At 67.7% G+C, this 25,758-nt stretch carries 20 protein-coding genes; 3 read left to right on the forward strand and 17 right to left on the reverse strand.

Annotation, left to right across the window (positions count from 1 at the left end):
• Window positions 1–66 precede the first annotated feature (66 nt).
• Window positions 67–747: a hypothetical protein gene (locus tag ABD866_RS05785; protein ID WP_345062064.1), complete on the reverse strand. Its 681-nt coding sequence runs from the start codon at window positions 745–747 to the stop codon at window positions 67–69.
• 201 nt (window positions 748–948) lie between these two features.
• Between ABD866_RS05785 and ABD866_RS05790 the strand changes: the two genes are divergently transcribed.
• Window positions 949–2,178, forward strand: a complete 1,230-nt coding sequence (locus ABD866_RS05790; protein WP_345062066.1) for a nucleoside recognition domain-containing protein — start codon at window positions 949–951, stop codon at window positions 2,176–2,178.
• A 95-nt stretch (window positions 2,179–2,273) separates the two neighbouring features.
• Here the strand turns inward: ABD866_RS05790 and ABD866_RS05795 are convergent, their stop codons facing one another.
• From ABD866_RS05795 to dnaE, 11 genes are all read right to left on the reverse strand, one after another.
• A complete protein-coding gene (locus ABD866_RS05795) occupies window positions 2,274–3,491 on the reverse strand; it encodes an MFS transporter (protein ID WP_345062068.1) in 1,218 nt (405 codons plus the stop codon).
• A gap of 7 nt (window positions 3,492–3,498) precedes the next feature.
• Window positions 3,499–4,530, reverse strand: coding sequence for an ACR3 family arsenite efflux transporter (arsB, locus tag ABD866_RS05800; RefSeq protein ID WP_345062070.1), 1,032 nt, complete (start codon window positions 4,528–4,530; stop codon window positions 3,499–3,501).
• Window positions 4,531–4,577: 47 nt separating this feature from the next.
• On the reverse strand, window positions 4,578–5,084 hold the full coding sequence (locus ABD866_RS05805; RefSeq protein WP_345062072.1) for an arsenate reductase ArsC: 507 nt from the start codon (window positions 5,082–5,084) through the stop codon (window positions 4,578–4,580).
• Window positions 5,085–5,116: 32 nt separating this feature from the next.
• Complete coding sequence (locus ABD866_RS05810; protein ID WP_345062074.1) at window positions 5,117–5,638, reverse strand: ArsI/CadI family heavy metal resistance metalloenzyme; 522 nt, start codon at window positions 5,636–5,638, stop codon at window positions 5,117–5,119.
• A 32-nt stretch (window positions 5,639–5,670) separates the two neighbouring features.
• Window positions 5,671–5,994: an ArsR/SmtB family transcription factor gene (locus tag ABD866_RS05815; protein WP_345062076.1), complete on the reverse strand. Its 324-nt coding sequence runs from the start codon at window positions 5,992–5,994 to the stop codon at window positions 5,671–5,673.
• Between the two features lie 102 nt (window positions 5,995–6,096).
• On the reverse strand, window positions 6,097–7,437 hold the full coding sequence (locus tag ABD866_RS05820; protein ID WP_345062078.1) for a protein kinase domain-containing protein: 1,341 nt from the start codon (window positions 7,435–7,437) through the stop codon (window positions 6,097–6,099).
• A gap of 14 nt (window positions 7,438–7,451) precedes the next feature.
• Window positions 7,452–8,693, reverse strand: coding sequence for a cystathionine gamma-synthase family protein (locus tag ABD866_RS05825; protein ID WP_345062080.1), 1,242 nt, complete (start codon window positions 8,691–8,693; stop codon window positions 7,452–7,454).
• A gap of 31 nt (window positions 8,694–8,724) precedes the next feature.
• Window positions 8,725–10,167 carry an exodeoxyribonuclease I gene (gene sbcB / locus ABD866_RS05830; protein WP_345062082.1) on the reverse strand — a complete coding sequence of 481 codons (1,443 nt, stop codon included), beginning with the start codon at window positions 10,165–10,167 and terminating at the stop codon, window positions 8,725–8,727.
• 200 nt (window positions 10,168–10,367) lie between these two features.
• Window positions 10,368–12,719, reverse strand: coding sequence for an ATP-dependent Clp protease ATP-binding subunit ClpA (clpA, locus tag ABD866_RS05835; RefSeq protein ID WP_345062084.1), 2,352 nt, complete (start codon window positions 12,717–12,719; stop codon window positions 10,368–10,370).
• A gap of 57 nt (window positions 12,720–12,776) precedes the next feature.
• Window positions 12,777–13,145: an ATP-dependent Clp protease adapter ClpS gene (gene clpS, locus ABD866_RS05840; protein WP_345062086.1), complete on the reverse strand. Its 369-nt coding sequence runs from the start codon at window positions 13,143–13,145 to the stop codon at window positions 12,777–12,779.
• 207 nt (window positions 13,146–13,352) lie between these two features.
• Entirely contained in the window at window positions 13,353–16,895 is a 3,543-nt protein-coding gene (dnaE, locus tag ABD866_RS05845; protein WP_345062088.1) for a DNA polymerase III subunit alpha, read from the reverse strand.
• 168 nt (window positions 16,896–17,063) lie between these two features.
• On the opposite strand from dnaE, the gene ABD866_RS05850 reads away from it, so the two are divergent.
• Entirely contained in the window at window positions 17,064–17,861 is a 798-nt protein-coding gene (locus ABD866_RS05850; protein ID WP_345062090.1) for an outer membrane protein assembly factor BamD, read from the forward strand.
• Here the strand turns inward: ABD866_RS05850 and yoaA are convergent.
• Window positions 17,824–19,914: a DNA repair helicase YoaA gene (gene yoaA, locus ABD866_RS05855; protein WP_345062092.1), complete on the reverse strand. Its 2,091-nt coding sequence runs from the start codon at window positions 19,912–19,914 to the stop codon at window positions 17,824–17,826. The genes ABD866_RS05850 and yoaA overlap by 38 nt on opposite strands.
• Before the next feature lie 221 nt (window positions 19,915–20,135).
• Between yoaA and ABD866_RS05860 the strand changes: the two genes are divergently transcribed.
• The gene (locus ABD866_RS05860) at window positions 20,136–20,957 is read left to right on the forward strand and encodes a PP2C family protein-serine/threonine phosphatase (protein ID WP_345062094.1); all 822 of its coding nucleotides are present in this window, start codon (window positions 20,136–20,138) and stop codon (window positions 20,955–20,957) included.
• Between the two features lie 76 nt (window positions 20,958–21,033).
• Here ABD866_RS05860 and ABD866_RS05865 read toward each other — a convergent pair whose 3' ends face one another.
• The 4 genes from ABD866_RS05865 to odhB form a co-directional block, all read right to left on the reverse strand.
• A complete protein-coding gene (locus ABD866_RS05865; protein WP_345062096.1) occupies window positions 21,034–21,708 on the reverse strand; it encodes a hypothetical protein in 675 nt (224 codons plus the stop codon).
• Window positions 21,709–21,755: 47 nt separating this feature from the next.
• Window positions 21,756–22,853, reverse strand: a complete 1,098-nt coding sequence (gene zapE, locus ABD866_RS05870; protein ID WP_345062098.1) for a cell division protein ZapE — start codon at window positions 22,851–22,853, stop codon at window positions 21,756–21,758.
• 83 nt (window positions 22,854–22,936) lie between these two features.
• Complete coding sequence (gene lpdA, locus ABD866_RS05875) at window positions 22,937–24,364, reverse strand: dihydrolipoyl dehydrogenase (protein WP_345062100.1); 1,428 nt, start codon at window positions 24,362–24,364, stop codon at window positions 22,937–22,939.
• Window positions 24,365–24,454: 90 nt separating this feature from the next.
• Window positions 24,455–25,723 carry a 2-oxoglutarate dehydrogenase complex dihydrolipoyllysine-residue succinyltransferase gene (gene odhB, locus ABD866_RS05880; protein WP_345062102.1) on the reverse strand — a complete coding sequence of 423 codons (1,269 nt, stop codon included), beginning with the start codon at window positions 25,721–25,723 and terminating at the stop codon, window positions 24,455–24,457.
• Window positions 25,724–25,758: the final 35 nt, after the last annotated feature.

Here is a 25,758-nt window from a genome sequence, read left to right on the forward strand (position 1 = left end):
GCCGGGCGCGCGGGGACGCCCACGGCTCACATAGGGCGGCGAAGCGGATCACGCCAGCCCCCGCCATCAGCGCAGCAGCGCCCGCACGTACTCGCCTGCAAACGCCGCATTGGCCGCGGGCGGCTGCGCTGGCGGCTCAGGGGCGCGGATGGCCTGGGCCTCCTGGCTGCGCGCTTCGGCGGCCTGGGCTTCGCGGCTGCCCGGGGCGGGTTCGGCGGGGTTGCGCGCGGTTGCGGTCTCGGTCGGCGCAGCCGCTTCACTCGAAGCGGCGCTGCCGCTGCGGGCGGCCACGGCGGCATCGGCCGCGGCGGCTTCCGATGCGGCGTTCGTGTCGTCGCTCGGTGTCTGCGGGGCGGGCGCTGCCTGCAGCGCCTGGCGCGCACGGTCGGCTGCAGCGGCCTCGCCGGTGCGCGTGGGAGGCTCGGCCGGCGTTGCCGGGGCACCCGACACCGCGGGCACGGCCTGTTCGCGCGGGGTGGCCGGGGCCACGGCCTGCGGGCCTTCGGCCTGGCGGGCCGCAGCGCGCACGGCGTCCAGCGCCTCGCTGGCGCGGCTCAGGGCCTGGGCACGGTCCGAGATGCGCACCACCACACCGGGCGCTGGCGCAGCGGCGGTGGTAGGCGCGGCGGCGGGCTCTCGCGGCTCTTCGGTGCGGTTGGTGCGCGCCACGGGGGTCAGCCGGCTGGTGGCGTTGTAGGCGCCCACGCCTGCAAAGGCGGTTGCGCTGCCGGACGTTACGGTGGGCATGGGTCACCTCGGCGGAAGCAATCGGGCACAGGCAAGAGACAATCGGCACGCGCCCTGCAGCCCGGGTGGCGCCCGCCGACGATGACCAAACAGTACAACAGACCCCAAAGTACCCCGTTTTTCCGGGGATTGCAACGCCCGGGCCGTGATAGGGCCCTGCCGGTACGCGGGTACTGCGCCGCAGGCGAGGCGGGCTGAGCGATGCTGAACGCGCTGTGGATCGGGTTTTTTGTGGTGGCCGGGCTGTCGGCCAGCCTGCGCTGGGCGCTGGGCGGCAGCCCGCAGGTGTTTGCCGACATGGTGCAGGCGCTGTTCGCCATGGCCAAGCTGTCGGTCGAGATCATGGTGGTGCTGTTCGGCACGCTCACGCTGTGGCTGGGCCTGCTGCGCATTGCCGAGCGGGCGGGCCTGGTGGATGCGCTGGCGCGCTGGCTGGGGCCGCTGTTTGCGCGGCTCATGCCCGAGGTGCCGCGCGGCCACCCGGCCGTGGGGCTGATCACGCTGAACTTTGCGGCCAATGCGCTGGGGCTGGACAACGCCGCCACGCCCATGGGCCTGAAGGCCATGCACGCGCTGCAGTCGCTGAACCCGCGGCCCGACACGGCCACCAACGCGCAGATTCTGTTCCTGGTGCTCAACGCCTCGTCGCTCACGCTGCTGCCGGTCAGCATCTTCATGTACCGGCTGCAGCAGGGCGCGCCCGACCCGACGCTCGTCTTTCTGCCCATCCTGCTGGCCACCTCGGCCAGCACGCTGGCGGGCCTCCTGGCCGTGGCGCTGGTGCAGCGCCTGCCACTCTTCAACCCGGTGGTGCTCGCCTACCTGCTGCCGCTGGCGCTGGTCCTGGCGGGCCTGATGGCCGGGCTGGCCACGCTGTCGGGCGCGGCGCTTTCGCAGGTGTCATCGGTGCTGGGCAACCTCACGCTGTTCGGGCTGATTCTGGGCTTTGTGCTGGTGGGCGCGTGGCGCAAGGTGCCGGTGTACGAAGCGTTCATCGACGGTGCGCGCGAGGGCTTCGACGTGGCCAAGGGCCTGCTGCCCTACCTGGTGGCCATGCTGTGCGCGATTGGCGTGTTCCGCGCCTCCGGCGCGCTCGACCAGGTACTGGCCGCCATCCGCTGGGCGGTGGAGGCGCTGGGCTGGGACACGCGCTTTGTGGATGCGCTGCCGACCGCTCTGGTCAAGCCCTTTTCGGGCAGCGCGGCGCGTGCGATGTTGATCGACACCATGCAGGCGCATGGGGTGGACAGCTTTCCGGCCCTCGTGGCCGCCACGGTGCAGGGCAGCACTGAAACCACCTTCTATGTGCTGGCCGTGTACTTTGGTGCGGTGGGCATCCAGCGCGCGCGCCATGCCGTGGGCTGCGCGCTGGTGGCCGAACTGGCGGGCGTGCTCGCCTCGATTGGCGTGTGCTACTGGTTCTTTGGCTGACCAGGGCAGCACCTCTTCGAGGCCCAATCGGGCGCTCGTGCTCAGGATTCAAGCACGAGCAGCTATCAAATCAATAGCAAACCAATCGAAAGAACTCAGCGGGCTGCCGATGCTGCCGTACCGCCCGGCGCGGCCAGCGGCATCCACAGCAGCGCGCCCAGGGCCAGCAGCGCCAGGCTGGCCGACAGCACCAGCGCCCCGCTGCCCCAGCGCGCCACCGCCAACCCGAACAGGAACGGCGCCCCCGCCTGCACCAAGCGCGCGGGCACCATCAGCAAGCCCTGGCGCTGGCCGTAGCCCTGCGCCCCAAACACCCACAGCGGCAGCGTGCCGATCGCGATGGTGAGGATGCCGTTGCCCAGCCCGTGCAACACCACAAAGGCCGGTGCAGCCCACAGGCCGCCGGCGAGCAGCAGCAGCGCCCCCAGCGGGTGCGCCAGCGACGCCAGCCGTGCCGACAGCAGCGGGTGCGCGCGTCGCAGCAGCGAAAACTCCAGCAGCCGCCCCGCCACCTGCGCGGGCCCCACCAGCGCCGCCATGCCCACGGCCGCCGCCAGGGCCACGCCGCTGGCCTGCAGCACCATGGGCAGGTGGGCGGCCATGGCCGTGCTGTTGAACCAGGCCACGGCAAACACGGCCGCCATCAACACCGCCGCGCGGCGCCGCGCAGCGGCCGACAGCCCGCCGCCCGACCCGTGCGCACCCCCTTGTGCCGAAGTGGGCACTGCCGCAGCCCCCTGCCCGGCCGCGGGCGTGGCCAGCAGCGCATTGAGCGGCAGCGCCACCAGCAGATGCAGACCGGCCCAGGTCATGCAGGTGGCGCGCCAGCCCCCGTGCAGTTCGATCGCGGTGCTCAGCGGCCAGCCCACGGTGCTGGCAAAACCGGCGAACAGCGTGATGCCGGTGATCGAGCGCCGCGCCTCGGTGCCATGCAGGCGCACGGCCGTGGCAAACGCCGCCTCGTACAGGCCGCTGCCCATGGCCACGCCCATCAGTGCCCAGGCAGCCAGCAGGCCCACAGGGCCTTGCGCGGCCGCCAGTGCCAGCAACGCCAGTGCAAACACCGCATTGCTGGCCATGAGCACGGGCCGCCCGCCCAGCCGGTCGATGCGCCGCCCGGCCCAGGGACCCACCAGCGCCGACACCAGCAAGGCCACCGAAAACGCCGCAAACACGGTGGAGGCGGCCACGCCCAGGTCACGCGCCATGGGCGCAGCAAGCACGGCGGGCAGGTAGTACGACGAGGCCCAGGCCAGTGTCTGGGCCAGGCCCAGCAGCAGCGTGGTGCGGGCGATGGGCGATGGTGCAGGCATGGCGCGGTCAGTGTCGCATGGCACCGGCCTCGTACCAGCCGCGCGAGGCGTTGACCACCTTGACCACCAGCAGCATCACCGGCACCTCGATCAGCACCCCCACCACGGTGGCCAGCGCAGCACCTGACTCAAAGCCAAACAGCGCAATGGCCGTGGCCACGGCCAGCTCGAAAAAGTTGGACGCGCCGATCAGCGCCGACGGGCAGGCCACCGAATGCTTTTCGCCCAGCGCGCGGTTGAGCCCGTAGGCCAGCGCCGAATTGAAGAACACCTGCACCAGGATGGGCGCGGCCAGCAGCGCGATCACCAGCGGCTGGCGCAGGATGGCCTCGCCCTGAAACGCGAACAGCAGCACCAGCGTGAGCAGCAGCGCGCCCATGGACCACGGCCCGATGCGCTGCAGCGCGGCATCGAGCGCCTGCGGCCCGCGCGCGAGCAGCGCGCGCCGCCACACCTGTGCAATGACCACCGGCACCACGATGTAGAGCAGCACCGAGATCAGCAGCGTGTTCCACGGCACGATGATGGCCGACAGGCCAAGCAAAAACGCCACCAGCGGCGCAAAGGCCACGACCATGATGCTGTCGTTGAGCGCCACCTGCGACAGCGTGAACAAGGGGTCGCCCCCGGTGAGCCGGCTCCAGACGAACACCATGGCCGTGCACGGGGCCGCGGCCAGCAGAATCAGGCCGGCGATGTAGCTGTCGATCTGCTCGGCCGGGAGGTAAGGCGCGAACCAGTGGCGCAGGAACAGCCAGCCCAGGAACGCCATCGAAAACGGCTTGACCAGCCAGTTGACGAACAGCGTCACGCCGATGCCGCGCACGTGCTGGCGCACCTCGCCCAACGCGCTGAAATCCACCTTCAGCAGCATGGGAATCACCATCACCCAGATCAGCACGCCCACCGGCAGGTTGACCTGCGCCACCTCCCACGCGGCCACCGCTTGCGCCACCTGCGGAAACGCCTGGCCCAGGCCGATGCCCACCACAATGCACAGCCCCACCCAGACGGTGAGGTAGCGCTCGAAAACGTTCATGCCCTGCACTGCCATGCAAGCCCCCATTAGTGCGGCTCAGGCGCGGCTCAGGCGCTGGCCAGGCCGCGGGCCGTGCCTTGCAGCGCAGCATGGGCCAGTTTGTCGTCGGGCAGGCTCACCAGCAGCGCCAGGCGCCGCTGGATCGCGTGCAGCGTCTTGCGGAAGGCTTCGAGCTTTTCGGCATCGCCCGCGTCGCCCTCGCTCGGGTCGGCATAGCCCCAGTGGGCGGTGGCCGGGTGGCCGGGCCAGATCGGGCAGACCTCGCCCGCAGCGTTGTCGCACACGGTGATGATCAGGTCCATCTGCGGCGCGCCGGGCGCGGCGAACTCGTCCCAGCTTTTACTGCGCAGGCCCTCGGTCGAGATACCGGCTTTTTCGAGCGCCTGCAGCGCGAGCGGGTGGGGACGCTGCCCCTCGCGTGGGCTGCTGCCCGCCGAGAAGGCGCGAAAACGCCCGGTGCCCATGGCGTTGAGCAGGGCTTCGGCCAGGATGCTGCGAGCCGAGTTGTGGGTGCAGAGAAACAGGATGTTCAGTGGGGGGCGGGTATCGGACATGGGGCGAAAGCTCCGAAGAAAAAGAAGGGGGTTCAGCAGCAGCGGCTGCCGGTGCCGGTGGCCGAGGGCGCGCAGCAGGCGGCGCGGCGGGGCGCGGCCTCGGCAGCCACAGGCGCCTGGGCGGGGGCCGGTGCGGCAGGGGCACAGCAGGCTCCTGCCGCGGCCGGCGTCGTGGGGGCCTCGTTGAACACGGGAATGTCTTGCAGCGTATGGAAGTGCTCCCAGGCCACGCCCTGCGGGTCGGTCACCCAGTGCTTCTCGCTGCGCGCGTAGCAGCAGGTGGTGGCCCCTTCGTCGAGCACGGCCGCATCGGCCGCCTCGGCGCGGGCCTTGAGCGCGCCCAGTTCGGCCGCATCGTCCACCTGAAAACCCAGGTGGTCCAGGCCCGGGCGGCTGCCGCGGGTGGAGATGGCGAAGTTCACGCGCGGGTCGTCGAGCATCCACTTGGCGTAATCGGCCTCCACGCGCGTGGGGGCCGCGGCAAACAGGCGCGAGTAAAAGGCAATGCTCTGGGCCAGGTCCTGCACATGCAGGTGGACGTGAAAGCGCTTCATGGCGGTGCTCCTTGCAAGGGATGGGTGAAGGTTCAGCAGTCGCAGCCCGGGCTGGGTGCGGCGGTACAGGCTGCGCCTTGGCAGCAGTTCTCGGTCAGGTACGCCAGCAGGCCGTTCATGGCGTCAAACGCCGCGCGGTACACCAGGTTGCGGCCCTGGCGTTCGGCCTCGACCAGGCCCGCATGGCTCAGCTCCTTGAGGTGGAACGACAGCGTATTGGGCGCAATGCCCAGGTGCTCGGCCAGCGCCGTGGGCGTCAGCCCCTCCTGCCCGGCCACGACCAGGGCGCGGAAGGTGCGCAGGCGCAGCGGCTGGGCCAGGGCGGCAAGGGATCGGACAACGTCGGCTTCTTCCATGCTTCAATCATACAACGATTGTTGAAATATTGAAATGAAGGCTGGCCGTCCGCCTTTGCGACCCACGCCAGGTCGATACAGGAGGGGCTGGCGCCTAAAAACTCAGGTACGACCGGCCGGTGCGGGCGCTACGTCCCACTCGGCCAGTTGCTCGTTGGTGGCGATCAGCCGCGCCACCAGCAACTGGATGAAGGCTTTGTCGAAGTGCGATTGCAGCGCTTCCGAGGCCTCGCGCAATGCCGCGTTGGGCACCTTGAGCACGAGCACCTCGGTCTCGGCCACCGCCGTGGCGGTGCGCACCGGGTGGTCGGGCCGCAGGTAGACCATCTCGCCAATCGACACCCCCGGCCCCAGCGTGCTGAGCTGCCAGCCCTGGCGCGTGACCTGCACCTGCCCCGCCAGCAGCACACTGAACGAAGCCCCCGGTGTGCCTTCGCGCATCAGCACCGTGCCGCGCGGCAGGCGCCGCCACTTGGCCAGGCGCAGAAGCTCCCACAGCGCCACGTCGGTAAAGCCCGCAAAGAACGGCAGCGCACGCAGGCGCGCGAAGCGTTCGGCTTCCGTATCAAGCGAACGCTGGCGCGGCAGCCCCTGCTGCGCGGCCAGCAGCGCCTGGGCGAAGGCGTCCCAGCTCGCATGGCGGTCTTCGGGGCGCTTGGCCAGGGCCCGCAGCACGGCGGCTTCCACCTCGGGCGGCAGTGCGCTGCGCAACAGGCCCGGGCGCACGGGCTCGTCGTGGCCGATGCGGTAGAGCGTGGCGAAGTCGGTCTCGCCCTCGAACGGGCGGCGGCCGGTGAGCAGTTCGTACAGCGCCACGCCCAGCGAAAACATGTCGCTGTGCGGCGTGAGGGGTTCCTCGCGCACCTGCTCGGGCGACATGTAGGCGGGCGAGCCCACCAGGCCCGCGAGCTGCGTGGCCTCGCCGCGCAACGACAGGGCCGTGCCAAAGTCGGTGAGCTTGACGGTGCCGTCGCGTGCCAGCAGCAAATTGGCGGGCTTGATGTCGCGGTGCACCAGCCCCTCGCGCTGTGCGTGTTCGAGCGCGTTGCAGCACTTGAAGGCGATGTCCAACACCTGGTCGATGGGCAGCAGCCGGTCGGGCGCGGTGTGGGCCGACAGCGGCACACCGTCCACGTATTCGAGCACCAGGTACGGCGGCTCGGCCGCTGCGTCGGCGTCGAGCAGGCGCACGATGTGCGGGTGGCGCAGCCGGCCCGTGTGCGCGACCTCGTTGCGCATCTGGCGGCGGCAGCGCTCGGCCGTGGCCGGGTCGGCCAGCAGGTGCGGGTGCAGTTGCTTCAAGGCCACCTGCCGGCCACGAAAACCGTCCACCGCGCGGTACACCACGCCGGTGGCGCCCCGGCCCAGCTCGGCTTCGAGCCGGTAGCGGCCCACCTGCCGCGGCAGCGCACTCGGTGGCACGGGTGCTGCGGCAGACGCCATGGCCACAGCGCCTTTCAGGCCAGCGCCTGGGCCAGGTCGGCGATCAGGTCGGCCGGATCTTCCAGGCCCACCGACAGGCGGATCATGCCGTCGGCAATCCCCATGCTGGCACGCACGGCGGGGCCGGCCTCCCAGAAGATGGTGTGCGCCACCGGGATGATCAGCGTGCGGGTGTCGGCCAGGCCCGTGGCCTTGATGGGCAGGCGCAGGCGGTTGCAGAACTCCATGCAGCGGCTGGGGTCGGCCAGCTCGAACGACAGCAGCCACGAGCCTGCGCGCAGCCACTGTTGCGCGCGCGCGTGCTGGGGGTGCGAGGGCAGCATGGGGTAGAGCACGCGCGCCACGCCGGGCTGCTGCTCCAGCCACTGGGCCAGGGCCAGCGCGGTGGCGCTGGTGCGGTCCATGCGCAGGGCCAGCGTCTCGGCCCCCAATGCAATCTGGTGCGCGGCCTGGGAGGACAGCGTCGCGCCCATGTCGCGCAGGCCCTTCTTGCGCAACTGCTGCAGGCCCCAGCCGCGGGCATCGCCCTTGCGGTAGGCGGCAAAGATGTTGGGGTACGCGCTCCAGTCGAACAGGCCGGTGTCGGTCACCGCGCCGCCCAGGGCCCCGCCCTGCCCCGCGATGCTTTTGGTCAGCGAATTGACGACCAGCCCCGCGCCTACGGCTGCCGGGCGGAACAGGTAAGGCGAGGCCACGGTGTTGTCCACCACGTACAGCAGGCCACGGTCGCGGCAGAGCTGGCCGATGGCCGCGAGGTCGGGGATCTGCGTTCCCGGGTTGGCAATGGTCTCGACGAACACCATGCGCGTGTTCGGGCGCAGGGCGGCGGCCACTTCAGCGCTGTCGGTCACGTCCACGGTGCTGACCTCGATGCCCAGGTCGGCCAGCGTGCCCAGCACGCTGTTGGTATTGCCAAACACGAAGCGGCTGGCCACCAGGTGGTCACCCGCCTTGAGCAGCGTGAGAAAGATCGCGCAGATGCCCGCCATGCCAGTGGCAAAACACACGGTGCCGGTGCCGCCCTCCATCTGCGTGATCTTGGCTTCGAGCGCGGCCGTGGTGGGCGTGCCCTGGCGCGCATAGTTGAAGCCGCCCTTGGCTGTGCCCTGGAACACGGCGATCAGGTCTTCCACGCGCTCGTAGCCGTACTGCACCGAGGTGTGGATGGGTTTGTGGATCGCGCCATGCTCGGCGCCGCCCCAACGGTCGGCATGCACGATCTGGGTGGTGAAGTTCAGGGGTTCGGGTGTGGTCATGGCAAGCGGGTTTGCGCACTGGCGCGGGGCTTCAGCGCTCGGGCGCGATCTGTTCGGCGTAATCGTACAGGGCGCCCAGGATGTCCTGGCCGCGCTCGTCGGCGGTCTCAGACAGCTCGTCGATCTGCGCAAACAGCTGCTCGACGGTGCGTGCGCCGCCCGCGCCGTCGAACAGCAGCGCGGCGCGGTGGGCTTCCCAGCGCTCGGCCTCGTCAGCGCTCAGCGTGTCCGGGTGGTTGCGGGCGCGGTAGCGCCACAGCAGCTCGGCCAGGCGCGGGTCGTCAAAGCTGCTGCGCGTGCGGGCCAGTTGGGCGGCCGGCAGGCTGCGCAACTCCTGCAGCTTGCGGCGATCGCCGTTGCCCACAAAGCCGCCGTAGAGGTCGGTGTCCACATCGGGCGTGCCTTCAGGCGCGGGGCGCGCGAACACGGCGGGCCAGATGGCGCTCATGTCGGGCAATGCGCGGGCCACTTCGGCGTGGCGCGCCGCGGCCTCCAAATCGATGCCCCAGCGCTGTGCCATGGCCGCGGGCAGCGTCTGCACGTTGCCCACCACCATGGGCGACTTGTTGAGGTGGATGGTCTTGACCGGCAGGCGCTGCACACCTTCGGGCAGCGCATCGGCGCGGGTGAACAGGCGTTCGCGCAGGCTGGCGGCGTCCAGGTCGGCCAGCACGGCAGGATCGTGCGCCAGGTCCCAGGCGATCAGTTCGTTCTTGTTGGTGGGATGGCTGGCCAGCGGCCACATCACGGCCAGGCAACCGCGCTCCGCCGGGAACATGCCCGACACATGCAAAAACGGCCGCGCCGTGGCCGCCGTGGTGGGCAGGCGCAGCTCTTGCGCCACGCGGTCTTTGCGGTGCAGGCTGAAGGCAAAGTCGAACAGGCGCGGCTGGCGCTCGCGGATCAGGCGCGCCAGGCCAATGGTGGCGCGCACGTCCGACAGCGCATCGTGCGCGTGTGCATGCTCCAGGCCGTTGGCCTGGCTCAGGTGCTCGAGCTTGAAGCTGGGGCTGCCGTCGTCCTTGCGCGGCCAGGTGATGCCCTCGGGCCGCAGGGCGTAGGTCATGCGCACCACGTCCAGCAGGTCCCAGCGGCCGCAGTCGTTCTGCCACTCGCGCGCGTACGGGTCGATCAGGTTGCGCCAGAACATGAAGCGCGTGATTTCGTCGTCAAACCGGATGGTGTTGTAGCCCACGCCGATGGTGCCCGGGCGGGCCAGTTCGGCCTCGATGCGGGCGGCAAACGCATGCTCGGGCATGCCGTGCTCCAGGCACTGCTGCGGCGTGATGCCGGTGATCAGGCAGGACACCGGGTCGGGCAGGTAGTCGCTGGCCGGCTGGCAGTACCACATCATGGGCTCGCCGATCTCGCGCAACTGGTCGTCGGTGCGGATGGCGGCAAACTGCGCGGGCCGGTCGCGGCGCGTGTCGGCGCCGAAGGTTTCGTAGTCGTGCCAGAGGAAGGTGTGGGCCATGGGCGCAGACTGTAACCGGATTTGATGCCAAATCGGCAGTTCGTGCTTGGTTGGCAAGCACGAGCAGCTATCAAAAAGAGAGCAAAAACAAACCCCCGGGCTTGCCGGGGGTTGGGGGTTGCGCGGCCGGTGCCGCGCTGGGGGGATGGCCATCGCGGGCCGCACTGCAGGTGGGGAGCCCCGCGCGGGCCCCGCAGCCTTCAGTCGGCCGTGGCCTCTTCGGGTTCGGCCGGTTCCGACTTGGCCGAGCGGTCCTTCTTGGGCAGCGGCTGGATGTCAAGCTGCACATCGGCCGTCTCGACGCCCTTCTCGTCGGTCTTGGTCTCGATGTCCACCGTCAAACGACCACCGTCGGTCAGGCGGCCGAACAGCAGTTCGTCGGCCAACGCACGGCGGATGGTGTCCTGGATCAGGCGCTGCATCGGGCGCGCGCCCATCAGCGGATCGAAGCCCTTCTTGGCCAGGTGCTTGCGCAATTGGTCGGTGAAGGTGACTTCCACCTTCTTCTCGGCCAGCTGGGTTTCGAGCTGCAGCAGGAACTTGTCCACCACGCGCAGGATGATCTGCTCGTCGAGCGGCTTGAAGTTGACGATGGCGTCCAGGCGGTTGCGGAACTCGGGCGTGAACAGGCGCTTGATGTCGCCCATCTCGTCCCCGGCCTGGCGGGCCGTGGTGAAGCCGATGGTCGCCTTGTTCATGGTCTCGGCCCCCGCGTTCGTCGTCATGATGATGATGACGTTGCGGAAGTCGGCCTTGCGCCCGTTGTTGTCCGTCAGCGTGCCGTGGTCCATGACCTGCAGCAGCACATTGAAGATGTCCGGGTGCGCCTTCTCGATCTCGTCGAGCAGCAGCACCGCGTGCGGCTTCTTGGAGATCGCCTCGGTCAGCAGACCGCCCTGGTCAAAGCCCACGTAGCCCGGGGGCGCACCGATCAGGCGGCTGACCGCGTGGCGTTCCATGTACTCGGACATGTCGAAGCGGATCAGCTCGATGCCCAGGATGTAGGCGAGCTGCTTGGCCGCTTCGGTCTTGCCCACGCCCGTGGGGCCGCTGAACAGGAAGGAGCCGATCGGCTTGTCGCCCTTGCCCAGGCCCGAGCGCGCCATCTTGACGGCCGAGGCCAGCACTTCGAGCGCCTTGTCCTGCCCGAACACCACGCTCTTGAGGTCGCGCTCCAGCGTCTGCAGCTTGCTGCGGTCATCGTTGGAGACATTGGCGGGCGGAATGCGCGCGATCTTGGCCACGATCTCTTCGATCTCGGCCTTGCCGATGGTCTTCTTGCGCTTGGACGGCGTGAGGATGCGCTGCGCCGCACCGGCCTCGTCGATCACGTCGATGGCCTTGTCGGGCAGGTGGCGGTCGTTGATGTACTTGGCGCTCAGCTCGGCCGCAGCCTGCAGCGCAGCGGCCGCGTACTTGACGCTGTGGTGCTCCTCGAAGCGGCTCTTGAGGCCCTTCAGGATGTCGATGGTTTCGGCCACGCTGGGTTCGACCACGTCCACCTTCTGGAAGCGCCGCGACAGCGCCGCGTCTTTTTCGAAGATGCCGCGGTATTCGGTGAAGGTGGTCGCGCCGATGCACTTGAGCTGGCCGCTGGAGAGCGCCGGCTTGAGCAGGTTGGACGCATCGAGCGTGCCGCCCGAAGCTGCGCCCGCACCGATCAGGGTGTGGATCTCGTCGATGAACAGCACGGCGTGCGGCTTGTCCTTGAGGCTCTTGAGCACGCCCTTGAGGCGCTGCTCGAAATCGCCCCGGTACTTGGTGCCGGCCAGCAGTGCACCCATGTCGAGTGAGTACACCGTGGCCTCGGCCAGGATCTCGGGTACATCGCCCTGGGTGATGCGCCAGGCCAGGCCCTCGGCAATCGCCGTCTTGCCCACGCCCGCCTCGCCCACCAGCAGCGGGTTGTTCTTGCGGCGGCGGCACAGGATCTGGATCGTGCGCTCCACCTCGTAGTGGCGCCCGATCAGCGGATCGATACGCCCTTCCTTGGCGGCCTGGTTGAGGTTTTGCGTGTATTGCTCCAGCGGCGAAGCCTTTTCATTGCGCTCGCCACCGGCTGCGCCCTCCTCGCCCTCGGCCTGGCCTTCGGACTTGGCGGGCTCGGGCGGCTCGCCCTTGCGGATGCCGTGGGCGATGAAGTTGACCACGTCCAGTCGCGTCACGCCCTGCTGGTGCAGGTAGTACACGGCGTGCGAGTCCTTCTCGCCGAAGATGGCCACAAGCACGTTGGCGCCCGTGACTTCCTTCTTGCCGTTGCCGGTGGACTGCACGTGCATGATGGCGCGCTGGATCACGCGCTGGAAACCCAGGGTGGGCTGGGTGTCCACCTCGTCGGTGCCCGCCACCTGGGGCGTGTTGTCCTTGATGAAGTTGGTCAGAGACGATCGCAGGTCGTCGATGTTGGCCGAGCATGCGCGCAGCACTTCGGCTGCGCTGGGGTTATCAAGCAGTGCAAGCAACAGATGCTCCACGGTGATGAACTCGTGGCGCTGCTGACGGGCCTCGACAAAGGCCATGTGCAAGCTGACTTCCAGTTCCTGGGCAATCATGTGAACTCCTTTGTGCTTGCGTGGGAAAGGTAACTGTAGTTCGGGTCCGATAACCGTTTATTCAACCGGTTCACTCAGACATTGCAGCGGATGCCCCGCCTTGTGCGCAGCGCCGAGCACCTGCTCGACCTTGGTAGCGGCGATGTCGCGCGGATACACCCCGCACACGCCTTTGCCGTCCAGGTGGATCTTGAGCATGATCTGGGTGGCGGTTTCCCGGTCCTTGCTGAAGAACTCCTGCAGCACCACGATGACAAATTCCATCGGGGTGTAGTCATCGTTGAGCATGACCACCTGGTACATCTTCGGGGGTTCGACGCGCTGGGTGCGCCGTTCGAGCACGACCGATCCGCCATCGTCCGACGCGGGCCGGCCCGGGGTCGGCACGGGGGGCTGGGAAGGTGGTGTTGTTGCCATGAATTTCATTCTAGCGACCCGCATGACGCCCTGCCGCCCAAGAAATCTGACGTTGGCGCGGTATTTTTCAAGACCAGCGTGCAGCGTTTCAGCGGCTGTGCTGGCAGCCCCTGCGCCAGCAGCCTCTGGCGGCTCCACCACCGCAGATTCGCGGGGACCAGCGCACCGGAGCCGATGCCTGATCCTGCCCGAAGCCCCCATGCGCAGCAAAGCCCCTCACTCGTAGACCACCGCCACGCCTTCGGAACCCGCCGCGGCACGCCAGGCCGCCAGGGCGGCATCGGTCGGATAGAAGCGGCTGGCCTCACCCAGCTGCACTTCGGCCTGCGCAGCCGTACCGTCCGTGTCCGTACAGCGCAGCCCCATGCGCACACGCAGGCCGTGCAGCAGGTCGCCCTCATCCGTGGGTTCGCGCAGCGGCGGAAACTCGGTCAGCAGCCGCCCCAGCTCCGGCTTGCGCTCGGTCACCGGCACGTACAGGTATTTGCCAAAGCGGGCGCGCGCACCGGCCAGATCCCAGGCCTGCTGGGCTTTGAGGCGCAGGCCGCCGCTGAAGTGGTCGAGCTGCAGGCGGCCCGACAGCACCACGAACTCGTCGTCCTTGAGAAAGGCCTTGCACTGGCCGAGCAGCGCTTCGTCGGCCGAGGCCTCGATGGTGGCCGACTTGTCGTCGAGCTTGAAAAGCGCCAGCTTGCCGCGCTGGCCGTTGATGACACGCAGGTCGCTCACGATGCCCGCCACCACCTGGGTGTCGCGGCTGTCCACCAGTTCGTCGATGGGCGTGCGCACAAAACGCCGCACCTCGTGTGCCACCTCGTCAAACAGGTGCCCCGAGAGGTAGAAGCCAATGGCCGTCTTCTCTTGCGTGAGCCGTTCCTTGATGCCCCAGGGCGTCACGTCCACCAGGTCGGGCTCCTGCGTGCTCGATCCGTGGGCATCGTCGCCAAACATGTCGAACAGCCCGCCCTGGTTCTGGTTGGCGTGGGTGGCGGCAGCGAAGTCGAAGGCGCGGTCGATCGACGCGACCAGGGCCGCGCGGTTGAGGTGCAGGCTGTCGAACGCGCCAGCCTTGATCAGCGCCTCCACCGTGCGCTTGTTGATGCGCTGGCGGTCTACGCGCACACAGAAGTCGAACAAGCTCTTGAAAGGCCCGGCGGTGCTGCCAAGCGGGCCCTCGCCGCGGCCTTCACGCGCCGCGATGATAGCCTCGATCGCCTGCTGGCCGGTGCCCTTGACAGCCCCGAGCCCGTAGCGGATGACTTTGTCGGTTACGGGCTCGAACCGGTACATGCCGCGGTTCACGTCCGGCGCCTCGAACGTCAGGCCGAAGTGCTTGGTTGCATCCTCGAACAACACCTTGAGCTTGTCGGTGTCGTCCATTTCCACGGTCATGTTCGCGCAGAAGAACTCGGCCGTGTAATGCACCTTGAGCCAGCCCGTGTGGTAAGCCAGCAGCGAATACGCGGCTGCGTGCGACTTGTTGAAGCCGTAGCCCGCGAACTTCTCCATCAGGTCAAAGACCTCGTCGGCCTTGGCCTCACTGATGCCCTTCTCTGCCGCACCCTTGCGGAAGATCTCGCGGTGCTGGGCCATTTCTTCAGGCTTTTTCTTGCCCATGGCCCGGCGCAGCATGTCGGCACCGCCCAGGCTGTAGCCGCCCAGCACCTGGGCGGTCTGCATCACCTGTTCCTGGTAGACCATGATCCCGTAGGTCTCCGCCAGCACGGGCTCCACCAAGGGATGGGGATAGATCACCTCTTCCTTGCCGTGCTTGCGGTTCACAAAGCTCGGAATCAGGTCCATGGGGCCGGGGCGGTACAGCGCGTTCAGCGCAATCAGGTCCTCCAGCCGGCTTGGACGCGCCTCTTTGAGCATGCCCTGCATGCCACGGCTTTCAAACTGGAACACCGCTTCCGTCTTGCCCTCGGAGAACAGCCGGTAGGTGGGGGCATCGTCCAGCGGAATCCTCTCGAAAGCGAAGTCCTCCTGGCCCTTGTGGCGCTTCATGATGAATTCGCGCGCAATCTCCAGGATGGTCAGCGTGGCCAGCCCCAGAAAGTCGAACTTCACCAGGCCGATGGCTTCCACATCGTCCTTGTCATACTGGCTCACAGCGGATTCACTGCCCGGCTGCTGGTACAACGGGCAAAAGTCAGTGAGCTTGCCCGGCGCAATCAGCACGCCCCCGGCGTGCATACCGATGTTGCGTGTCAGGCCTTCGAGCTTTTGCGCCATCTCGATGACGGTGCGTACGTCTTCTTCCTTTTCAACGCGCTCGGCCAGCAGCGGCTCCAGTTCGAGTGCATAGTTGTTCTTGTCGCCCTCCTTCTTGGGGTTGGGCGGGTACTGCAACGTGTACGACATGCCGGGCTTTGCAGGCACCAGCTTGGAAATGCCGTCGCAGAACGTGTAGCTCATGTCCATCACGCGGCCGACGTCGCGGATGGCCGCCTTGGCGGCCATGGTGCCGAAGGTCGCGATCTGGCTCACGGCGTCCTTGCCGTACTTCTCTTTGACATAGTCGATCACCCGATCCCGGTTGGCCTGGCAGAAGTCGATGTCAAAGTCGGGCATCGACACGCGTTCCGGGTTCAGGAAGCGCTCGAACAGCAGGTTGTATTCGAGCGGGTCGAGGTCAGTGATCTTGAGGGCATAGGCCACGAGCGATCCAGCCCCGGAGCCGCGGCCTGGCCCCACGGGGCAGCCATTGTTCTTGGCCCAGTTGATGAAGTCGCCCACGATCAGGAAGTAACCCGGGAAACCCATCTTGAGGATGGTGCCGATCTCGAACTCCAGCCGCTCCACATAGCGCGGCCGCTGGCGGTCTCGCTCGGCCTCGTTCGGGTAGAGCAAGGCCAGACGCTCTTCCAGGCCCTCGAACGAGGCCTGCCGGAAGTACGCGTCCATGGGCATGCCGCCCGGCGTCGGGTAGTTGGGCAATTGCGGTTTGCCCAGCACCAGCGTGAGGCTGCAACGACGCGCGATTTCTGCCGTGTTTTCGAGGGCAGAGGGCACATCGGCAAACAGCGCCTGCATCTGTTCGACCGACTTGAAGTACTGCTCGCGCGTGAAGCGCCGCACACGGCGCGGGTTGGCCAAGATCTCGCCTTCCGCGATGCACACCCGGGCCTCGTGGGCCTCGTAGTCGTCGGCCCCCAGAAACTGCACCGGGTGCGTGGCCACCACCGGCAGGCCCAGGCGCGACGCCAGACGCACGGCGGCCACCACATGGGCCTCGTCGTCGGGGCGGCCCGCCCGCTGCAGTTCGATGTAGAAGCGGTGCGGAAAAAGACCCGCCAGGCGCAGCGCCGTGGCGGAGGCCGCAGCCCCGTCTTCGCGCAACAGCGCAGCGCCCAGCGGCCCAGCCTGAGCGCCCGACAGCGCAATGAGGCCATCGTGCAGTTCGGCCAACCAGTCCCAGGTGCAGACGGCCTGGTTGCGCAGCACATTGCTGGTCCAGGCCCGCGCCAGCAGCTCCGACAGGTTCAAATATCCCTGCCGGCTTTGCACCAGCAGCAGCAGGCGCGTCGCGGGGCCGCCGGTGGCCTCGGCCTCCAGCAGCACCTCGGCGCCCAGCAAAGGTTTGACACCTTTGCCGCGGCATTCCTTGTAGAACTTGATGGCGCCAAAGAGGTTGTTAAGGTCGGTGATGGCCAGGGCGGGCTGGCGGTTTTTGGCCGCCGCCTTGACCACCTCGTCGATCCGCGTCGTTCCGTCAACCACGGAAAACTCGGTGTGCAGGCGCAGGTGAACAAACATGGCCCGCATTGTAGAAAGAGGCCCACCATGGTCTCGCCTTCTGACGGGCCTTGGCGGGGGATCGCCTCGCTACAATGAGCCGGATTCGCCCGGCCCCGGCCCGTGCACGCACCCGCGGCACGGCGCGGCCCTCCGAGCCCCTTGTCCGACGTACCGAAAGCCTTCGCCATGTCCCGCAGCCTCTCTCCCGTTGTGTGCACTGCCCTTGCCGCCGCCCTGCTGGCCGGCTGCTCGAGCACGCCAGACGACAAGACCGCCGGCTGGAGCCCCAACCGCATCTACTCCGAAGCCAAGGACGAGATCAACAGCGGCGGCTACGACAAGGCCGTACCGCTGCTCGAAAAGCTCGAGGGCCGAGCCGCAGGCACGCCACTGGCCCAGCAGGCCCAGCTGGACAAGGCTTATGCCCAGTACAAGGCGGGCGAGAAGGCCCAGGCCATCGCCACACTCGATCGCTTCATGAAGTTGCATCCGGCCAGCCCAGCCATCGACTACGCGCTCTACCTCAAGGGCCTGGTCAACTTCAACGACAACCTGGGGCTGTTCTCCTTCCTTTCGCGCCAAGACCTGTCGGAGCGTGATCAAAAGGCCGCCAAGGAATCGTTTGAGGCGTTCTCGGAGCTGGTGACGCGTTTCCCGGATTCGCGCTACAGCCAGGACGCGCGCCAGCGCATGACCTACATCGTGAACTCGCTCGCGCAGTACGAGGTGCATGTAGCCCGCTATTACTACCAGCGCGGCGCTTATGTGGCCGCCATCGGCCGTGCGCAGGTGGCGCTTGCCGACTATCAGGCAGTGCCGGCGCTCGAAGAGGCGCTGTTCATCCTGGTGCAGTCGTACGACAAGCTGGGCATGACGCAGCTGCGGGACGATGCGCGCCGCGTGCTCGAAAGCTCGTACCCGAACAGCGACTACCTGCGCGGGGTGGTCAAGGGCCGGACCGATCCGTGGTGGAAGTTCTGGTAATCGCTGCCAGCGCTTCCTGAAATGCCGCCTCGGACTGCAGCGCCCGCATGGGCGGCAGCGCCGCCAACAGGCGTGGGCCGTACGACTGCGTGAGCAGACGGCGGTCGCCAATCACCAGCAGTCCGCGGTCGTCTTCATGCCGGATTAGTCGGCCTGCGCCCTGTTTGAGGGCTACTGCCGCCTCGGGCAGCGCATGGTCGCTGAACGCCCTGCCCCCGCGCGCTTCAATCTGTCGCACCCTCGCCTCTACCAGCGGGTCGCCCGGCGGGGGAAACGGCAGCTTGTCGATCACCACGCACTGCAGTGCATCCCCGGGGACATCCACCCCCTCCCAGAAGCTGGCGGTGGCAACCAGCACCAGCCCGCCCCCGCTGCGCCGAAAACGCGCCAGCAGTTCCCGCTTGCTGGCCTCGCCCTGCACCAGCACCTGCAGCGGGCTTGATCCGCGCCAGCGCTGGCGCAGCGCAGCGGCTACTGCGTGTAACGCGCGCGTGGTGGTGGTGAGCACCAGCGTGCGGCCACCCAGGGCTTCGGCCACTGGCGCAACCCAGTGCGCCAACGCCGCGCTGTGGCCCGGATCCGCCGGCAACGGCAGCGCATCGGGCACGTACCAGGCCCCCTGCTGCGCGTAATTGAAAGGGCTGGGCACCTGCAGAATGTGTGCGCCCTCCAACCCGCAACGCTCGGTGAACCATCGCAGCCCTGGCTCGTCGCCCAGCGTGGCCGAGGTGAACACCCAGGCCTGTCGATGGCGAGCAGAGCGCTCCAGAACATTGGCAGCCGGCTCCCCCATGCCCGCCGGCGCAGAGTCACCGGCACCCGGCAACGCTGGGGCAACACCCCACACCTGTGCCGACAAGGCCTGCGCCACGTCCAGCGGAGACTCTACCAACCGCACCCCAGACTCCACGCCCACCCAGCGCACCTGACCCGGTGCCGGTGGCAGGCGCATCTGTTCGACGCGTTGGTGCAGCTGAGAGGCGCGTTCGGCCACGCGAGCCAACTCCGGGTGCATCCCGACAACCGCTTGCAATGCACCGTGCACCTGGCCACAGGCAGCCGCCCCCGCCGTCAGGCATTCGGCCCACGCATGCGGCGCCACCTCGTCCGGAGCGTCGCCCTGCCAGGCCCAGCGCAACTGCGCCGTGGGCCCGGCCCCACACAGCTGGCGCAGCGCCTGCGCGGCGTGCTCCAGTTCGCGCGCAGCGATTTCGACCTGCGCCAGGCCGCGCGCGTGGGCATGCACCGCCAGACGGGCGTCGCGCGCGAGGCTCAGCCATTGCCCGGTGCTCACTTGTTGCCCAAGAAACTGCACCCCGGTGTCGTTGAGACGGTGGGCTTCATCGAACACCAGGACCTGCACCGTGGGCAGCAGCTCGGCCATGCCCGAATGGCGCACCGCGAGGTCGGCAAAGAACAGGTGGTGGTTGGTGACGACGACATCCGCCTCCAGCGCCTCCCGCCGGGCCACATTGACGTGACAGCGCTGCCAGTGGCCGCAGGCCATGCCCAGGCAGTTGTCGCGGTCGGACGTGATCCAGGGGATCAGCGGTGAGCGTTCGTCGAGCGCAGGAAGCTCAGCCAAATCGCCGCTGCGCGTGTGCAACGACCAGCGGTGCACTTGCGCCAAAGGGGCCCGGTATGCAGGCGGCAACGCATCGCCAGACTCCAGCGCTTGCTGAAGGCGATGGAGGCACAGATAGCTGTTGCGCCCCTTGAGCATGGCCAGTCGCAGGGGCAGTCCGAGCACCTGGGCCAGATGGGGAATGTCACGCCCACGCAACTGGTCCTGCAGCGCCTTGGTGGCCGTAGAGATCAGCACGCGCTGCCCGCTCAGCAACGCCGGCACAAGGTATGCATAGGTTTTGCCGATGCCGGTGCCCGCCTCGACCACCAGACAGCCAGCATCGGCAATGGTCGCGGCCACCGCCTGCGCCATCGTCTGCTGCCCTGCGCGCGGGCGATAGGCGGGTTCGGCCGCAGCCAGCCGCCCGTGAGGGGCGAACGCCGCAGAAACGGCATCGGCCAAGCTGGGGGTGGCCTCGGGTGCCATGGAGTGGGTTGCCGTCACAAACTCTTGCACACGAAACCGCTGCGGAACATGGAGGACGTGGCGACAGCGCAGCAGCGCCCCGCGAGGGCTGGAAGACAGACCAGGGGCCGTCGGCGGGGGCCAGACGGGTCAAGCGGCCGACACAAGCCGCCAGCCGCCGCCCATAATACGCTGCCAGGCGACCGGGCACGACCGGCGCCGTTGGTTCCCATACGAGCACCATGACCAAAGCGTTTCGCCTTATCGCATCGACCGGTATCCACAAGGGTGACCGCGAATACCAGCAGGACCAGGTGGCCCTGATCGCGCACCCGCGCTACAACGGCTGCGTGCTGGGGGTGGTGGCCGATGGCATGGGCGGACGCAGTGGCGGGCGCAAGGCGTCGGATCAGGTGATGCTGACCGCACGCCAGCTGTTCGAGCGCTACTCGCCCGAAACCGACGATCCGGCGGCATTGCTGCGCACAATCGTGCAGGAGTCGCACATCGTGATCCGGCTGACGGCCATCTCGGCAGAACAGGAGCCGCACAGCACCCTGGCCGCTTTTCTCATTAACCCGCGAGGCGATTGCCACTGGGTGCACGCCGGCGATTCGCGCATCTACCACTTCCAGGGCTCGCGGCTGGTGCACCGTACGAACGACCACTCGTATGTGCAGGCCCTGGTCGACCGTGGTGAACTGACCGAAGCCGAAGCCACCAACCACCCGCACTCCAACATCCTGATCGGCTGCCTGGGCACGGAAAGTGATCCTCCGGCCACGGCGCACCTGATCCCGCAACTGCAACCCGGCGACGTGCTCATGGCTTGCAGCGATGGCGTGTGGCATTACTTTTCTCCGGCTGAGCTGGGGTCGGTGCTGGAATCGCTCTCACCGCGCGAAGCCACGGAGTTCCTGATCGAAAAGGCACGGCAGCGCGCACGAGGCGGCGGCGACAACCTGTCGCTGGTGATCGTGAAGATGGAAACGCTGGTCGAGGAAAAGAAGATTCCACCGCTGGCGTCCCTGACGCCGCAACCCACGGGCGCGACGCGCCCGTGAGCGGCCTGCGGTCCGTCGTGGGTGACGCAGCGACTGGCAGGCTGCTCCGCACTCGGCCCAGGGGGCCCACCGCGCCTTAGCGCGTCGCCGTTGGCAGGGGTGCTGCAGGCGTGCGGCCACTCGCAGCATCTTCTGAGGCCTGCCGCTGCTGGCGCGCCTGCCGCTCCTGCAAGGCTTTCTCGCGCTCGGCTTGCCTCTCTCGGGCCTGCTGGGCCCGCTGCCATTGATCTTTCTCGCGCTGCGCCTGCTCCTGAGCCTGCACTGCCGCGCGCTGCTGCTGTTCGCGTGCGCGCTCCCGCGCCTGCTGCTCGCGCTGGTTCAACTGCTCGGCCGTGGTGCTCTGCCGCAGGATGGTCTGCGGTGCGGAGGCCGCTGCCGGAGGACTCTCGCGACGACGCTGTTCAATCAGTGCCTCGCGTGCCGCCGCCTTGTCCTTGCGCTCGGCATCGTTGAGCTCCAGCTCTCGGGCACGCAGGGCGCTGTCACCTTCGCGGAACTCTGTGCGGGCGCGGCGCAGGCAGTCCTCGACCGCAAATCGCTGGTAACACTCGGCCTGCGCAGCGGTCTGGCGCTGTTGCAAGCGTGTGCGCTCCTCGGCAATCGCCTGGCGCTCCAGGCCGCGCGCCGCCGCCTGGGCCTTGCGCGCAGCCTCCGCGGCCGACGCTTCAGAATGGGCCACTGCCGCGGCAGGCTCGGCATGCACAACCGCAGCAGCGGCCACACCGTTGGCCAGTGCCCACAGGCCTGCCATACCACAGAGCCACCAGACAGCCGCGGCGCGCCAGATCCGCATGTGCATCACGTCAGCCCCGTATCGACCATGCGCCGCTCCAGCGCCAGGAATTCCTTGGACTGCATCTCGTTGAGCCGCGAGACGGTGCGCGGAAACTCGTGCGACAGCGGCCCTTCGGTGTAGAGCTGCTCGGGCGGCACGGCCGCCGACAAAATCAGCTTGACGCGGCGGTCGTACAGCACGTCGATGAGCCAGGTGAATCGCCGCGCGGGCGAGGCCATGCTCACCGGCATGTAGGGCACGTCGGACAGCAGCACCGTGTGGAACTGTGTGGCGATCTCCAGGTAGTCGTTCTGCGAGCGCGGGCCGCCGCACAGCGTCTTGAAGTCGAACCACACCACGCCCCCAGCCTTGCGGCGGGCCTGGATCTCGCGCGCCTCGATGTGCAGCACCGGGTCTTCGTCGCGCACCTCGGCCAGTTGGTCGAAGGCCGCGCCCATAGCGGCGTCGGCCTCGGGGCCGAGCGGCGTGTGGTAGAGCTTGACCTGCTCCAGCGTGCGGCGGCGGTAGTCGGTGCCGTTGTCCACGTTGACGACTTCCATGCGCTCGTTGAGCAGCGCAATCGCGGGCAGGATGCGGTCGCGGTGCAGGCCGTCGGGGTAGAGCCCGTCGGGCTGGAAGTTGGAGGTGGTGACGAACCCCACGCCGTTGTCGAACAGCGCCACCAGCAGGCGGTGCAGGATCATCGCATCGGTGATGTCGGCCACATGGAACTCATCGAAGCAGATGAGCTTGTAGCGCTTGGCGATGCGCGCGCCCAGCACGTCGAGCGGGTTTTGCGTGCCCTGCAGCGCGGCCAGCTCGCGGTGCACTTCGCGCATGAATTCGTGGAAGTGCAGCCGCACCTTGCGCTTGAGGGGCACGGCGTTGAAGAAGCAGTCCATCAGGAAGCTCTTGCCCCGCCCCACCCCGCCGTACATGTACACGCCGCGCGGAATTTCGGGCCGGTTGAGCAGCTTCTTGAGCGCGTTCGAGCGGCGCTGTTTGTAGGCGGCCCATTCACTGGCGCAGCGCTCCAGCGCCTCCACGGCGCGCAGCTGGGCCGGATCGCTCTTGAAACCCTTGGCCTGGAGCTCGGCCTCGTAAGCCTGTCGGACGTTCACGGCGCAGATTCCTGAATGCTATAAAAACAATAGCTGCTCGTGCTTGACTTTCAAGCACGAGCAGCCATTTTCACCTCAAGCGCTTAGAAGTTCAGCGTGCGCTTGTCCACGGCCAGAGCCGCTTCCTTGGTGGCTTCCGAGAGGGACGGGTGGGCGTGGCAGATGCGCGCGATGTCTTCGGCGCTGGCCTTGAACTCCATGGCCACCACGGCTTCGGCGATCAGTTCGGAGGCCATCGGACCCACGATGTGCACGCCCAGGATCTCGTCCGTGGCCGCATCGGCCAGGAACTTGACCATGCCGGTCGTATCGCCCAGCGCGCGTGCACGGCCGTTGGCCAGGAACGGGAAGGTGCCCGCCTTGTACTTCACGCCGTCGGCCTTGAGCTGCTGCTCGGTGCGGCCCACCCAGGCAATCTCGGGGCTGGTGTAGATCACCCAGGGAATGGTGTTGAAGTTGACATGCCCGTGCTGGCCGGCAATGCGTTCGGCCACGGCCACGCCCTCTTCCTCGGCCTTGTGCGCGAGCATGGGGCCGCGCACCACGTCGCCCACCGCCCACACGCCGGGCAGGTTGGTCTTGCAGTCGCCGTCCACCACGATCTCGCCACGCTCGCCCAGCTGCAGGCCCACGGCTTCGGCGTTCAGGCCGATGGTGTTGGGCACGCGGCCGATGGAGACGATCAGCTTGTCGGCATCGAGCTGCTGCGCCTCGCCCTTGGCGTTGGTGTAGGCAATGCTCACGCCCTTCTTGCCGGTCTTGACTTCGCCGACCTTCACGCCCAGCTCGATCTTGAGGCCCTGCTTGTCAAACGCCTTCTTGGCTTCCTTCGCGATCTGCTCGTCCACCGCACCCAGGAAGGTGGGCAGGCCTTCGAGGATGGTCACCTCGGCCCCCAGGCGGCGCCAGACCGAGCCCATCTCCAGGCCGATCACGCCCGAGCCGATCAGCGCCAGTTTCTTGGGCACGGCACCGATGCGCAGCGCGCCGTCGTTCGACAGCACGTTCACTTCGTCAAACGGCACCCCGGGCAGCGCGCGGGCGTTGGAGCCCGTGGCCACGATGATCTGGTTGCCGACCAGCGTTTCCTCGGTGGCGCCGGCCACCTTGATCTCGTAGCCGCCATCGACCGCTTTCACGAACGAACCACGGCCGTGGAAGAAGCTGACCTTGTTCTTTTTGAAGAGGTACAGGATGCCGTCGTTGTTCTGCTTCACCACCGCGTCCTTGCGGCCGATCATCTTGGCCACATCGATCTTGATGTCTTTGGCCGAGATGCCGTGGTCGGCGAAGTGGTGGTTGGCATGCTCGAAATGCTCGGACGACTGCAGCAGCGCCTTGGAGGGAATACAACCCACGTTGGTGCAGGTGCCGCCGGGCGCAGGGCCGCCCTTGTCGTTCTTCCACTCGTCGATGCAGGCCACGTTCTTGCCCAGTTGGGCGGCCCGGATGGCGGCGACATAGCCACCGGGGCCACCACCAATCACGATCACATCAAATTGCTTGCTCATGGGAAATCTCGTTCAGTCTTTTGGAGAAAAACCCACCGGCGGGCAGGACCAGAGGCCGGGCCACGCGGGTGGGTCAACGCAATCCGGAAATCAGATGTCGAACAGCAGGCGCGACGGGTCTTCCAGCGCTTCCTTCATCGCCACCAGGCCCAGCACGGCTTCGCGGCCGTCGATGATGCGGTGGTCGTACGACATGGCCAGGTAGTTGATCGGACGGATCACGATCTGACCGTTTTCGACCACGGCGCGGTCCTTGGTCGCGTGCACGCCCAGAATGGCCGACTGCGGCGGGTTGATGATGGGGGTGGACAGCATGGAGCCGAACACGCCGCCGTTCGAGATCGAGAACGTGCCACCGGTCATCTCTTCGATGCCCAGCTTGCCGTCCTTGGCCTTCTGGCCGAACTCGGCGATCTTCTTCTCGATGTCGGCAAAGCTCATCTGGTCGGCATTGCGCAGGATGGGCACCACCAGGCCGCGCGGCGAGCCCACGGCGATACCGATGTCGAAGTAGCCGTGGTAGACGATATCGTTGCCATCGACCGACGCATTAAGCACCGGGTACTTCTTGAGCGCAGCGACTGCGGCCTTCACGAAGAAGCTCATGAAGCCCAGCTTCACGCCGTGTTCCTTCTCGAACTTCTCCTGGAACTTCTTGCGCATCTCCATCACCGGGGCCATGTTCACTTCGTTGAACGTGGTCAGGATGGCGTTGGTCGCCTGGGACTGCAGCAGACGCTCGGCCACGCGGGCGCGCAGACGGCTCATGGGCACGCGCTGCTCGGGGCGCTCGCCCAAGTCGGGCGATGCCACGGGGGCCGCCACCTGGGGCAATGCCTTGGTGGGCACACCGGTGGGGATCACGCTGGGTGCGGCCACAGCGGCCTTGGCGCCACCGGCCACAGCGGCCAGCACGTCGCCCTTGGTCACGCGGCCGTCCTTGCCGGTGCCGGCCACGTCACCCACGGCGAGCTGATTGTCAGCCAGCAGCTTGGCGGCGGCGGGCATGGCCACGCCGGCCTTGCTGCCGCCGGCCGCTGCAGGTGCTGCCGCAGGAGCTGCCGCAGGAGCTGCCGCCGGAGCAGCAGCAGCGGCGGGCGCTGCTGCGGCACCCTTGCCGTCGGTGTCGATCTTGGCGATGACCTGGTCGGACACCACGGTGCCGCCATCCGTCACCACGTGCTCGGCCAGCACGCCTGCCGCGGGGGCGGGCACTTCCAGCACGACCTTGTCGGTCTCGATTTCGATCAGGATTTCGTCAATGGCGACGGCCTCGCCGGGCTTCTTTTTCCACTGCAGCAGCGTGGCCTCGGCCACGGATTCGGACAACTGGGGGACTTTGACTTCTACGATAGCCATGGTGAATTCTCTTGAAAGGTTCTGTTCTGTTCCGG

Source organism: Acidovorax lacteus, from assembly GCF_039540375.1.
Classification (GTDB): Bacteria; Pseudomonadota; Gammaproteobacteria; order Burkholderiales; family Burkholderiaceae_C; genus Acidovorax_G; species Acidovorax_G lacteus.